The 13853-nt window shown below is 68.2% G+C and carries 5 protein-coding genes and 1 tRNA gene; 3 read left to right on the top strand and 3 right to left on the bottom strand.

The annotated features are described in order from the left end of the window. The first annotated feature begins 465 nt into the window (after positions 1-465). On the top strand, positions 466-1095 hold the full coding sequence (locus ON23_RS06340; protein WP_228533674.1) for a TetR/AcrR family transcriptional regulator: 630 nt from the start codon (positions 466-468) through the stop codon (positions 1093-1095). Between the two features lie 144 nt (positions 1096-1239). On the opposite strand, the gene acpS is transcribed toward ON23_RS06340, so the two are convergent. Beyond that, the gene (gene acpS / locus ON23_RS06335) at positions 1240-1665 is read right to left on the bottom strand and encodes a holo-ACP synthase AcpS (protein ID WP_030517926.1); all 426 of its coding nucleotides are present in this window, start codon (positions 1663-1665) and stop codon (positions 1240-1242) included. Positions 1666-1751: 86 nt separating this feature from the next. Beyond that, entirely contained in the window at positions 1752-11096 is a 9345-nt protein-coding gene (locus tag ON23_RS06330; RefSeq protein ID WP_039776915.1) for a type I polyketide synthase, read from the bottom strand. Positions 11097-11479: 383 nt separating this feature from the next. Between ON23_RS06330 and ON23_RS06325 the strand changes: the two genes are divergently transcribed. After that, positions 11480-11561 (top strand) — tRNA-Leu (locus ON23_RS06325). 213 nt (positions 11562-11774) lie between these two features. On the opposite strand, the gene ON23_RS06320 is transcribed toward ON23_RS06325, so the two are convergent. Continuing rightward, complete coding sequence (locus ON23_RS06320; protein WP_039776914.1) at positions 11775-12116, bottom strand: hypothetical protein; 342 nt, start codon at positions 12114-12116, stop codon at positions 11775-11777. Between the two features lie 431 nt (positions 12117-12547). Between ON23_RS06320 and ON23_RS06310 the strand changes: the two genes are divergently transcribed. Continuing rightward, entirely contained in the window at positions 12548-13762 is a 1215-nt protein-coding gene (locus tag ON23_RS06310; RefSeq protein ID WP_143859854.1) for a DUF6881 domain-containing protein, read from the top strand. The last annotated feature ends 91 nt before the right edge of the window (positions 13763-13853 follow it).

Genomic DNA, 13853 nt, shown 5'->3' with positions numbered 1-13853 from the left:
CCGGGCAGTCCGGCCGGCGCCGCGGTCCCGAGTTCGGCCACGTGGTGCGCGAGCACCCGGTCGGTCAGTTTTGCGCTTCCGTCGCGCAGGGCCACCGCGTCCACGCAGTCGCGAGCGATCGAAGCTCCGAGAGTCACCACAGGTCGAACCACCACAGATCAAGCCTTCCGTGTGCAGGAACCGCGCCGGAGAAGCTGCGCCGAGCAGCGGTTCAACGCCGCAGCGGGAACGATCGACAATCGCCACACCCCCGCTGATGTAGATCTACTCGGTATGTGTTCGTCACCACATTCGGCGTGGATGGGTTATGAATCGGACCGAATCGCGGGTACGGAAGTCGGCACAGTGTGTCATCCGCGTGTCGCTACCGCTAGCCTGGTGGATGTGGTGGAAGCGCGCACGGCACCGAGGTCGAACCGGCGTCCTGATCCGGCGTTGGAGCTGCAGGACGACCCACAGGAGTTGATGCCGCGCCGGCGGCCCACCCAGGAACGCAGCAAACGCAAATTCGATGCGCTGCTGCAATCGTCGCGCGAACTACTGGTCGAGGTCGGATTCGAATCGTTCACCTGTGAGGAGGTCGCCGCCCGCGCCGAGGTGCCGATCGGCACGCTGTATCAGTTCTTCGCCAACAAATACGTCATCGTCTGCGAATTGAATCGCCAAGACCTGGTGGCCGTTTCCCAGGAGCTCGCCGACTTCCACGGCGAAATTCCGTCGATGGACTGGTTGCGGCATATGAACAAGCTCGTCGACCACCTCGCGGAACTGTGGATGACCGATCCGTCGCGGCGCGAGGTGTGGCTGGCCATGCAGTCGACCCCGTCCACCCGCGCCACCGGCGCCATCCACGAGAAGGAATTCGCCGAGGCGGTCCAGCAGATGCTGCGGCCGCTGATGCCGCGCACCCCGCGCGGGCGCCGCTCGATGATGGCGCAGGTGCTGGTGCACGTGGTGTATTCGATGCTGAACTTCTCGGTTCAGGACGGCCTCAGCCACGAGGCGGCCGTGGCCGAACTCAAGCGGCTCATGGTCGCGTACCTGTTGATCGCGGAGAAGGAATCGCGCACCGGACAACGCGATACGACGGCCTGATCACGCGCGACCCGCACCCGTCGCCGACAAGACTTTCCGTCGCTCCGACGAAGGGCGGAACCGGCGACGTGTGAGCGAGACGTCGCCGGTTCCGGCCTTCGCAGGAGCGACGGGCCGACTCGGACTACCGGAGCCCGTACCGCCTCAGGGGTTTTCGATCAGATCGGCCAATTCGCCCGGATCCTCGAGGACGACCATCGCTGCGGCCGTATCGCCGTCGTGCGTGATCGACAGATGTACCCGCACCCGCGGCAGGAATTCCGCCGCCAGCCCGTGCAGTTTGATGCTGGGCCGGCCCCAGGCGTCGTTCACCACTTCGATGAGCGGATACGGATTGTCACCGATCTGCGGGCGGCGGGCGAACCGGGAGGTGGCCCATGCTTTGAGCACAGCCTCCTTGGCTGCCCACCGCGCCGCGAAACTGCGGGCCGGATCGGTGCCCTTGCTCTGACAGTAACGCCGCTCACCCGCGGTGAAACTCTCCCGGAGCATGGTGGTTCCGGCCCGTTCGAGCTGTTCGGCGAAATCGGAAATGGTCACCAGATCCAGGCCGATACCGAGGATGGTCATGAATCCGCAGCCTACGGATTCGGCGAACCATCATCGGTATCGGCGGATCGTTACCCGGGAGTTGTTACTTCCCGGGCCCGATCTCCCTACTTCTCGGCCTCCCGGTTACCGGCCAGTTCGCCTGTGCCGCAGGAACCGTGGGCCAGATACAGCCCCTCGGCGCCCAGGCGCGCCTCCGTCGAGAGCAGCACGTCGGCCTCGAGCTGACGGATCTGCTTGGCGGGAGTGCCGTCGCCGCCGAGACGGCGGTCGGCGGGCCGCTCGTAGAGCGGTTCACCACCGCACATCGCCTCGACCAGACGCTGACGGCCGGCGAGGCGGCGTTCCTCGGCGCGGCGCAGGTAGTCGTCGCGACGCCGCGGATCGAGCGCCTCGACGAAGGCCTGCGGATGCACGACCGCCAGCAGGCCGGAGACGTGCCCGAATCCGAGCGAGGTCACCAAACCGGCCTTGAGCGCGAACCGATCCCCGAACCGCAGCGGCTGCCGCGCCCACACCAGATGCGGATATTCGGCCATCTTCTCGTCGACGCAGTCGAGGCTGCGGTTCGGCGGAATCACGCCCTGCTCCAGCACCTGGCACAGGCCGATCAGCTGGAACGCGGCCGCACCGCCCTTGGCGTGACCGGTCAGCGACTTCTGCGAAATCACGAACATCGGTGCGCCTTCGGAACGTCCCAGCGCGCCGGCCAGCCGCTCGTGCAGCTCCGATTCGTTGGGATCGTTGGCGGCGGTGGAGGTGTCGTGCTTGGAGATCACCGCGATCTCGTCCGGGGTCACGCCGAGCTTGCGCAGTTCGGCGGCCAGCCGCGATTCCGCACCGCCGCGGCCCGCGCCCAGCGCGCCCAGTCCGGGCGCCGGAATCGAGGTGTGCACGCCGTCGGCGAAGGACTGCGCGAACGCGACCACGCCGAGAACCGGCAGGCCGAACTCCGCGGCGATGTCACCGCGGGCCAGCAGAACCGTTCCGCCACCCTGGGATTCGACGAACCCGCCGCGGCGCCGGTCGTTGGCCCGCGAGAAGTAGCGGTCGCTGATGCCCTTGGCGCTCATGGCCGCCGAATCCGCGGTCGCCGACATGTCACCGAAGCCGACGATGCCCTCGATACCGAGATCGTCGTAACCACCGGCGACCACGACCTCGGCCTTGCCGAGACGGATCTTGTCGACACCCTCCTCGACCGAGACCGCCGCGGTCGCACACGCCGCGACCGGGTGGATCATGCCGCCGTAACTGCCGACGTAGGACTGAACCACATGCGCCAGAGCGACGTTCGGCAACGCCTCCTGCAGGATGTCGTTGGCCCGCGGCTCACCGAGCAGGTTGTCGATGTAGAGCGAGCGCATCGACGACATGCCGCCCATACCGGTGCCCTGGGTGTTGGTCACCATCGCCGGGTGCACCCAGCTCATCAGCTCGGCAGGGCTGAAGCCGCTGGACAGGAACGCGTCCACGGTGCAGACGATGTTCCACAGCGCCACCCGGTCCACCGAACTCGCCATATCCGGCGAGATGCCCCAGCGGGTCGGGTCCCAGCCCTCGGGAATCTGACCGCCGACGGTGCGCGACAGCTTCGCCTTGCGCGGCACCCGAATCTCGGTGCCCGCCTGGCGAATCACCTGCCAGTCGCTGGAATCGGCGACGGGGCTGATCACGGTGTGCTCGGGATCGGCGGCGTAGAACGCGCGCGCCTCGGCCTCGCTGTTGACCACGAAGCTCAGATCCCGGTCGAGGAAGACCGAGGTGAGCAGCGGCGCGGCGTTGTCGATCATGGAGCCGTCGTCGCCGTAGCGGCGGATACCGCAGCGCTGCACCACGGCGTCGTGGTAGCGCTCGGCCAGCTCCGATTCCTCGACGTATTCGCCGCTTTCGACGTCGTACCAGCCCGGCTTCGGGTCGTTCTCCCAGGTCACCAGGCCGGTGGTCCACGCCAGTTCCAGGACGCCGGCCGCGGACAGTTCGTCGGCGACCTCCATCTCGAAGCGCGTGCGCGCGGAACCGTAGGGTCCGAGCTCACCGGCGCCGATGATCACGACCATATCGGCGAGATCGGCGGTGACGGCGCCCCATTCGGGAGTCGGCAGGGCCGAGGTGAGCGTCGGCGGCACCGGCAGCGCCGGGACCGTCACGCGCTCGTCGTCGGCGACGGCCTCCGGCTCACGCTCGACATCGTCGGCCAGCGCGGACAGATCCAGCTTCGCCCCGGCCAGTCCGCCGGTGAGGTCGATCTGCTGGGGACCGGTGGCGGTGACGGCGCGCGCCCGCGACGTGCACCACTTGAGCAGTTCGTCGGCCATCTCCTGGGTGGACCAGGTGTGCACGCCGGCCTTCTCCACGGCCGCGACCAGCGGATCGTTATGACCCATCAGGCCCGTGCCGCGCACCCAGCCGATCATCGCGTGCACCATGGTGACCCGCTGCGCCCACGACTTCTCCACCCGCCACTTGGCGATCACCGCGTCCAGCGCGGCCTTCGACTCGCCGTAGGCGCCGTCGCCGCCGAACATGCCGCGGTTCGGCGAACCCGGAAGCACCACATGCAGTTTCGCGTCCACGTCGTGGTCGGCGCCGAGAGCGGACAGACCGCCGATCAGGCGCTCCACCGACCACAGCAGGACCCGCATCTCCATTTCGGCGCGCGCACCGGCATCGGCCAGATCACCGGCCACCCGCGGGGCGGCGAACGGCAGCAGCAGCGTCGGGGTCATCGCGGGCTTCACGAGGACCTTCGCGCCACCGGCGTTGTCGGTCTGCTCGTTGCCGACCCAGTCGATGAGCGCATCGATATCGGAGTAGGAGGCCATATTCGCCGGCACCACCCACAGCGCGGCACCCGCGCGAGCGTGCTCGCGGTAGAGCTGCTTGTAGAAGGCGAGGCGGTCGTCGTCGAGCTTGGACGTGGTGAGGATGACGGTCGCACCACCGGCGAGCAGCCGGCCCGCGATCGAGGCCGCGATGGACCCCTTGCTCGCGCCCGTGATCACCGCGGTGTCGGAGGACCAGACACCCTCGTCGGTGCTCAGGGCCGCCTCGGCGATCCGCTCATAGGTACGTGCCAGCACCGAACGCGCCTCGCCCATAGCGAGTTTGCGCCACCACTGCGCCTGTGCCGCGACGGCCTTACCCGCTCCGACGAAGCTGTCGACCGTGTCCTCGCCCGAGCCACCCAGCCACAGGGTGGCCAGATCCTCGCGGGCGGTGGCCCAGCGGTCGTCGATCAGCACGGCCTTGCGCGCGTCGAAGGCCGGAGCCACCAAACGCGGCCAGTCCGAACCCAATTCGGCCGAGACCAGGTCGACCAGCGATTCGTCGCTCGTCTCCGGCGCCGACACCTGGTCGGTGAGGCCCAGCTGCTCGAGCACCACCCGGGCGGCGGTCGCCAGCACACCGTCGCGACCGGTGATCTGCTCGGTGAATTCACCGAGAGCGGCCGCGTCGACCGTGGCGCCACCGCCACCACCGGCGGCCGGCAGCGCGACGCTGATTCCGCGACGCGCCGCCACCGCCTGCACGGCGGCGTCGATCGCGGCATCCACCGAAGCGCCGTCGCTCAACGCACCGGAGACCAGTCCACCGAGATCCCCGCCGCGCACGCTGGCGCCCTCACGGGTGCCCAGCGACACCTCGGCGGTGACGTGGTGGGCCCAGCCGTCGCCGAGCTGCCACACCTTCTTCACCCGATCGGCGATCGCCGCCGGGCGCTTACCCGAGGGACCGAACACCTTGCGCAGGTGGTCGCCGATGGCATCGGACAGCACCGAGCCGAACGGCTTGTAGGTGCGGGCCAGCCGGTCGACGGTGGCCGACAGCGCGCCCATGTCGGCATCGGCGGCGCCGTCGATCGCACCCAGTGACAGCTCGGAGCCGAGGTCGACCAGCAGCTGGTTGCGGCGCGAGGACACACCGTCGCACAGCGCCTCGATGGTGTCCACGGGACCGATCTGGTCCAGCCGCAGCTTGGTCCACAACGCGATCAGCACGCGAGTGGCATCGGCGGCGGTGAAGGTGATGTCGTCGGGGCGAGGGCCACCGGAGGCGACCGGAGCCGGGGCCGGGGCGGCCGCGGTCGTATCGGCCGGAACCGCTTCGGCCACGGTCTCTTCCGGCTCGTCGACCGGCGCCGGATCGGTGTCGGTGGAGTACACCACGCCGGCCTCGCGCTCGATGTTGAGCACCTCGACCTTGGTCGCGGCGTACTGCGGCAGCTTCAGGGTGTTACCCGCCAGATTCGCCACGGTCGGCGTCGCCGCCAGGCCGATCTCCACGAACCGCTCCACGCCGAGGCCACCGCGTCCGGTATCGGTGAACAGCAGATCCTGGGTCTCGATCCAGCGCACCGGGCTGGCGAACTGCCAGGCCAGCAGCTCGATCAGCACCACCCGGCACAGTTCCTCCGGGCGCGCGGCCCACGACTCGAAGTCGTCGAGCACCGCGTTCAGCGGCTCCGACGGCACATAGCCGGCGATCTCGGCGATGAAATCGCGCTCCAGCGAGAACGGCCGCGGCACCAGGTTCGGAATGTAGCGTCCGGCAAGGACTTCCGGATGCAGATTCTCCGGCAGCAGCTCCTCGAGCTTGTTGCGGAACTCGGGCACACCCTTGCGCAGCACCGTCGAGTGGAACGGCACGTCGATTCCCGGCACCAGCACGAAGGCGCGCTTGCCACCGAATTCGGCACGGCGACGCTCGATTTCGGCTTCCAGCTCCTCGAGACCGGCGACCGTACCCGCGATCGCGTACTGCGAACCGCGCAGGTTCAGGTTCACCACCTCGAGGAATTCCCCGGCGCGCTCGCCGACGCCGGCGACGAAGTCGATCACCTCGGCGTCGGGCAGCCCGATCTGCGACGGGCGGATGGCGGCCATCCGATAGTCGCTGCGGCCCTGCGCATCCCGGGGCACCAGCTCATGCATGGCCGAGCCGCGCTGGAACACCACCTCGAGCACCGCTTCCAGCGGAAGCACACCGGCCACCGCGGCGAGCGCGTTGTATTCACCGACGGAGTGGCCGGCCAGCATCGCGCCCTCGACGAACGCACCGGCCTCACGCAGTTCGGCGACCTGCGCCACACCGAGGGTGGCCATCGCGACCTGCGTGAACTGGGTCAGATGCAGAACACCCTGCGGGTGGCGGTATTCCACGCCGCGGGCCTTGAGATAGGTCGGGTTGTCGCGCACCACGGCGAGGATCGAGAAGCCCAGGGCTTCCCTGGTGTGCTTGTCGGCGCGATCCCACACCTGCTTGGCCGCCTTCGACCGCGACCGGGCGTCCAGTCCCATCCCCTTGGTCTGGATGCCCTGACCGGGGAAGGCGTAGACAGTCTTGGGAGCCGCGAGCCGGGCGGTCGCGGTCATCACCAGATCACCGCCGGTCCGGCAGGACACCTCGACGATCTCGCAGCCGCGGTCGACGGCGATCCGCTCGACGCGCACATCGATCTGCGCTCCCGGCCGGACCATGCCGAGGAATCGGGTGGTCCAGGCGGTGACAGTGCGTGCGGGCAGCGGAGATTCGGGATCCACCGCCGAGACCGCGTGCTGGGCCGCGGCCGACAGCCACATCCCGTGCACGATCGGGCTGCCCAGGCCCGCGAGTTTCGCGGCGGCGTTGCTGGTGTGGATCGGGTTGTGATCGCCGGACACCTCGGCGAAGGCGGCCATGGCCCGCGGCGCTGTGAGCGTGACGTCGCGACGACGCCGGCGCGGGGTTTCGGTCGCCTCCTCGGACACGGTCCCGGCCGCGCGGGGCGGATCGGTGAGCTCGCCGGAGCCGTTGCGACCACGAATCGCGAAGCGTTCCACCAGCGTTGCGACGGTCGGGGTCTCCAGACCGTGATCGCGCATGACGCCGACGGTGACCCGCACCTCGACGACGCGGCCCAGATCGGTGTCGATCACCGACGCGGATTCCGCGCGCACGCTGAGCACGGCCGGATCGCTGGGCAGTTCGCGCACCAGGTCGACCTGGTGGTCCAGGTGCACCAGGTCCAGCATGCCCTCAATGACGCTCACGGCCTGTCCGTCGGCGCCCTCGGCACGGCTCGCGCCGAGCACGGCGAAGACAGCCGGCCAGCAGGCACCGACGAGCACGTCGGGAACCCGGCGGCCGATGGTGCTGAGGCCCTCCGGCAGACCCGAACCGGTCACACCGGCGTGGTCGGCGACCATATCGGGCGTCCACGCCAGATTCACATGGGCGACATGAGTTCCGTTGGCGGACTTGATCTCCGGCAGCGCCTGCCCGGCGGCCACGGCCAGCAGGGCCGACATCGCGGTCTCGGCGTCGGCTTCGGTCACCACCGGGGCGCCACCGTTGTAGACCGAACCCGGCACGGTGATGCGGATCCGGACCTCGTTCGCGGGCGACAGCGGGACCGTCAGTTCGACGTAGGCGTTGTCGGCGTCCGGTCCGGTCGCGGGAACCAGTGTGGCGCCGGTCGGCCGGTGCAGCGCGCCCTGGGTGTCGACGGTCCACTCGTGCAGCTCGCCGAGCCGGTGCGCCGGGTTGGTGGTGGTGCGTCCGGCCCACTGCACGTCGGGCGCGGCCAGCACGATGTCGATGGCGCCGGAACCGATGTCGGCGCGGCGGCGGCCGTCGACGGCGGCGGGGGTGACGCCGCCGCGGATCAGCGTGTACGCGGTGTCCTGTTCGAAGCGGTCGAGGAGTTCACCGACCGGCTCGTCGACGCGGGTGATGCCGGCGACCGACACGGTGCCGGGGATCACGCACACCTGGTCGGCGGTGTAGCGCGGGTCGTGGGCCTGCCACAGCGAGTCCGAGCGCCACCAGCGGCGCACGTCGGCATCGACGACCGGCACGAAGTTGACCGGCTTGCCGGGGGTCTTGCACAGCGAGACGAAGAACGGCACATCGGCCGGGTGCAGGACGGTCTCGGCGGCGGCCGGGTAGTGCTCCTTCAGCGTGCAGATCACGTGGACCGGGCGCTCGAAGATGCTGTCGTCGTCGAACAGGGTCGGGATGCGCCCGCGGTCGGCGGGGTTGAGGCGGCCCTCGACGCGGCGCACCATCTCGGCGAACCGATCCCGCCAGGTGATGTCGGCCCACACCGAGCGAGTGGCGTCGGCGATGGCGTCACCGAGGTCGGTGCCGCAGTCGAAGCCGTCGCGACCGGCGCGCTGATGCTCGGGCAGCAGCGCGGCCAGCTCCACGTACCGTTCCAGCCAGCGCAGGTAGGTCATGGAGGCGACGTCGCCGAAGTAGGGCTTGGCAGTGCGATCGAGCGCCTCGATGATCTCGTCGCGGCGCGCGGCCACGGCCTCGGCGTCGCCCGCGACCTCGTCGAGCAGGCGGCCGGTGCGCGAGGCGGAGTTGTCGATCTCGTGGATGTCGGCGCCCAATTGGCTACGGCCGGAAGCCATTCCGCCGGTCGCGGTGCCGGCGGCGACCCAGTCGGGGGTACCGGGGGTTTCGACCAGCAGCTGCTTGACCTCGGGCGCGGTGGTCGCCTCCAGGGTGGCCATGGCCGCGGTACCGACCAGCACGCCGTCCAGCGGCATCTTGGGGTAGCCGTGGGCGACCGACCATTCGCCGGTCAGGTATTCGGTGGCCCGCTCCGGGGTGCCGATGCCACCGCCGACGCACACCACGACGTTCTCGCGGTTGCGCAGTTCGGCGTAGGTCTCGAGCAGCAGGTCGTCGAGGTCCTCCCAGGAGTGGTGACCACCCGCGCGGCCGCCCTCGATGTGCATGATCACCGGGTAGTCCGGCACCTCGTCGGCGATGCGCAGCACCGCGCGGATCTGGGCGACGGTGCCGGGCTTGAACGCGACGTGGGCGATACCGGCTTCGGTCAGCTCGGCGATCAGCGCCACGGCCTCGTCGAGTTCGGGGATGCCGGCGGTGACGACCACGCCGTCGAACGGGGCGCCGGCCGTGCGCGAGCGCTGCACCAGTCGCTTACCGCCCAGCTGCAGTTTCCACAGGTACGGATCGAGGAACAGCGAGTTGAACTGCACGGCCCGGCCGGGCTGCAGCAGGGTCTTCAGCTCGGCGACCCGATCGGCGAAGATCTGCTCGGTCACCTGGCCGCCACCGGCCAGCTCGGCCCAGTGGCCCGCATTCGCCGCGGCGGCAACGATTTTCGCGTCGACCGTGGTCGGGGTCATACCGGCCAGCAGGATCGGCGACCGGCCGGTCAGGCGGGTGAACGAGGTTTCGACCACGATGCGGCCGTTGGGAAGCCGAATCGGCTTGGGCGCGAAGGCATCCCACGCCGGTGCGACCTGCGGGGCCGCACCGGGAGTGAAGAGGCTGCGCTGTCCGGGCCGGGTGGCGACCGCGACGATGCCGACGCCCGTGCCCTTGAGCGAACCCTGGGTCAGACGGCTCAGCAGATCACCGGGGCCGATATCCAGAATCCATTGGGCCCCACCGGAAACGGTGTCGTCGACGGCCTGCACCCAGTCCACCGGGTCGACCAGAATGCTGCGGGCGAGCTGCGCGGCGAGGTCGGTGTCGATCTCACACTGCGCGGCCCACGTCGACACCAGCTCGACGGTGTCGGTCAGCGCGGGGTGATGGAACGCGACCTCGACCTGGACGTCCTCGAAGACCGGGGCGAACACCGCGCCACCACGCTTCTTGGCGTCGCGATCGCGGGTCTGTTCGGCGTTGATCTCGGCGCAGCGCTGTCGCACCCGCTCCAGCTGCGCCACGGTGCCGGACAGCACCGCGCGCCGGCGGCCGTTGCGAATCGACACCACCGCGGCGACATTCGGATCCACGCCCTCCGACACCTCGGCCACGACCGCGCGCAGCTCGTCGGGATCGACATTGGACACCGCGACCATCGGCGATTTCTCGCCGACCGGGATGAGACCGCGCCGGCGCGCGACCAGGGTGGCCGCCGCACCGATCAACTGGGCCAGTGCGAGCAGTTCCGCGTCACGCGCACCGTGCGCGGTCGCGGCCTCGGCGGCAAGCAGACCCTGGGAATGGCCGATGACGGCGGTCGGCGCGTGCTCGGCGGGATCGAGCCCCTGCATCCGCAGCGCCCGCAGGGCGGCGACCTGAGCGAGGAAGACACCGGGCATCGACACCGCGGCGGAGCGCAGCGCCTGCGCGGACGGCGCCGCCGACTCCTCCCCTTCCTCACCGTCGGCGAGCTCGTCCTCGAGCATCCACGCGATCGGGTCGAAGCCGACGGGCCGGACCACCAGCAGCTGCGCCGCCACCGGTTCCAGCCGCGCATCGGCTTCGCGCACGAGCGCGGTCAGCTCGGGCTCGAGCGCGCTGTCGCGGCCGATCTCCTCGAGCTCCCGCAGCCACTGCGCACCCTGGCCCCCGAAGGCCAGCGCGTACTTCTCACCACCGAGCAGGCGATCCAGCAGCGACGACTTGATACCCGTATCCGAAACTCCCCCAACGACCTTCGCGTTCGTTCCGGTCCCGGTGCGTTCGTTGATCGTCAAGACGTATCGACTTCCTTCTCGTGGCGGCTCACCCCGCGGGGCCCGCTCTTGCGTGCACAGGCGTCCCTCACCCCTGAGGACCTGACGAAGCCTCAGGTTCGCACAAAATCATGAGGAAAGCCTCACGTTTCCCCGGCCCCCACCGCCCTACCGCCGAGTATTTCGGTACGCACGTACAAGAACGCCTCCAAACATGACCCTCCCTCATGTTTGAACCCCCAGGTGGCAGGGTTACTTGGAAGTCGGAAAGTTGAGGGTTCCTCATATTGGGAGTTGCCAAATCGTTATAATCCCAGTTCGTGTTACCCGTGGGTACATGACACCCCCGCGCAGCTTCGCGATCCGCCGCCGGGCCGGTAGAGTTTGGACGGTCGTACCATCACGCGCGAGTGGCGGAATTGGCAGACGCGCTGGATTTAGGTTCCAGTGTCCTCGGACGTGGGGGTTCAAGTCCCCCCTCGCGCACAGATTCCTGCACGGTCAGCGAGGTACTCAGCTGAGCGCCGAACTGTGAGCCGATCAACCGGCCCAGTTGTTTCGCCGATCACGGGTGCGAGTTCGCCAGATGGCCCAAGCGCGGGTTGGATTGCGGCACCGAACATCTCCCCCAGGCGGCTACCCGCGGCGGTCGCTGCACCGGTGATTCCGGAGCCCAGCGCCGCGGCGAGGGAACCCAGCTCACCGGCCGCGCCTGTCGGCGAATCCGGTTGTGCGGTACCGAGCAACCCAAGCGTGGCGGCGGGGGTGGCCTGAATCGAGGCCGTCATCGGAACGGCCGAGCCTGTGCCGGTCAGACCCGCATCGTTGCGAACCGACGCCGATCCAACACCCGAAGCACTCGACGAGGGTCTGCACCTCCGTGTCGGTCATATCCGCTGCATACGAAGAAAATTCGGCAAGCAGATCCTCCACGATCGCGAGGCTGGCTTCCGAGTAGTCGAGTACTTGCCCATCACGAGCCTTACGCAGGGCCACCGCCTGCTCAGCAGCGCTCACGATATCCGTGTTCACATCAACCATCCCACCCGCCTCCGAACACGCCCGACAGACAGCGCAACCGGCTGACACTACTACCTTGCTGGTTCGCAGGTGGTCGGAGCGGGGCTCCACACCGCCGCACGATCGTCGGATGCACAGTGGACGAACCGAGATAGACCCGGTGCATGCCCTGCATTCGGCATGGGCGGATGTTCGAAAGAGCGTCGGCGTCAGGCGCAGACCACACCAGCCTCGTTGGCGCCATCCGAGGATGCGACAACACCGCCATCTTCCGCTGGGAGTCACAGGAAAGCTTGGTCGTATGGTGCTTCGTTGGCCATGACCCGATCATGAACGGCATCGGGTCAAGCAGGTTCATGACGCTCCGTGACCCAACCGATTAGCGCGCCACGCGGCAGATTAGTGCGTTTTCAGGACGCTCGTGGTGAGATCGGGTCGCGAGAAAGGCAAGCATGTCAACTGATCCGTCGTCGTCGAATGTCTCTGTCAGGCAACAGGAGTTGGTGCACCAGATCGTTGAGAACGTCCGCAGCAAGATGGTCGTTAACACTGTTCCGCTGGAGTGGACTCTGATAGACCTGACTTGGACCTTGATAGGCGACGATGGCGACCTGGAGATCGGTGTCGAGACCGCCGATGGCCCGTTCCCCGGATGGCTGGATCAGCGGATCGGCTTCCCGCCCGAGCTGATACAGCTGCGCGATCTCACGCACGCCCACGAAGGAGGGACCTGGTTCACGCTGCACCTGACCATCCCGTCCGAAGGCGAGGTCACAACGCACTTCGGGTATGTTCGGCCACAGGAGGATTCGGATGTCGAACCCGCGGCGCTGTCGCGAACCCGGCAGCCAGAAATCAGCGAAGCCAATCACCGGAGTGCTGTTGCGAACTATCAACAGGAGCGCATCCAGAGGATCGCTGATGCGGTGGTCTACGTCCTCGACGCGAATCGCGAGCGTCTGAACTGGACGCAGATCGAGCTGACCTGGACCGTGCAGGATGGCCGGGCACTCGAGGTCGAGATCGGCATCACCACCACCGACGGTCCGTTTCTGAGCTGGCTGGACCTGCCGGTCGGTGTCCCGCACGCGCTTCGGGACCTCTGGCATGACGCATCGGTATCCGATCGCGGGGCTTGGTCTACTCTGCGCCTGGTCATCCAGGCCGGGGGCGAGGTCACCACGCACTTCGGGTACGAACCGGTGGATTCGAGCCGATATCTCTACACTGCCGCGGACCCGAAACCACACACGTACCCCCGCGAGGCACGTCCGAAGTGGATACAAGACCTGCTACCGGAAAACGCGGAACGCTATCGCCCCCTCGACCGGGGCCCGTTCGCTTCCGGGTGGAGTAGCGCGGCAGAAGATTTCACTCCGGATGAACCCGGCATGCGGTACTTCAAGGTCACCAACCCGGGCGCTGCGGGTGACAAAGGGTATGAGATCTTCAGTGAGGTAGACGACGAAGGTTTCGAGTGTCGGAAGGTCCAGAAGTTCCGAGACGGCCGCACAGAATGTGTCGGTGGGTTCGTTCAGACCGATCGCACGTGGCTCGATGATGACCTCGTCGATCTCGCAACGCTGTCGGCGAATCCGAATGTCAGTGCAGCCGAGATCACTGCGTCACAGTTCCAGACAGAGTGGCTGGCCGGCGGCGGCTGGTAATCAGGGACTCGGCTCATTCGTGAGACATTCGGCATGAGCGCGCACTCCCGGCGGACCGTACGGCCCTCTGCCGGTTAATCTTCCAGTACCA

This window comes from Nocardia cerradoensis NBRC 101014 (assembly GCF_000308535.1).
Taxonomy (GTDB): domain Bacteria; phylum Actinomycetota; class Actinomycetes; order Mycobacteriales; family Mycobacteriaceae; genus Nocardia; species Nocardia cerradoensis.
Note: the sequence above shows the minus strand (reverse complement) of the source record. Positions and strands in the feature narration are given on the sequence as shown.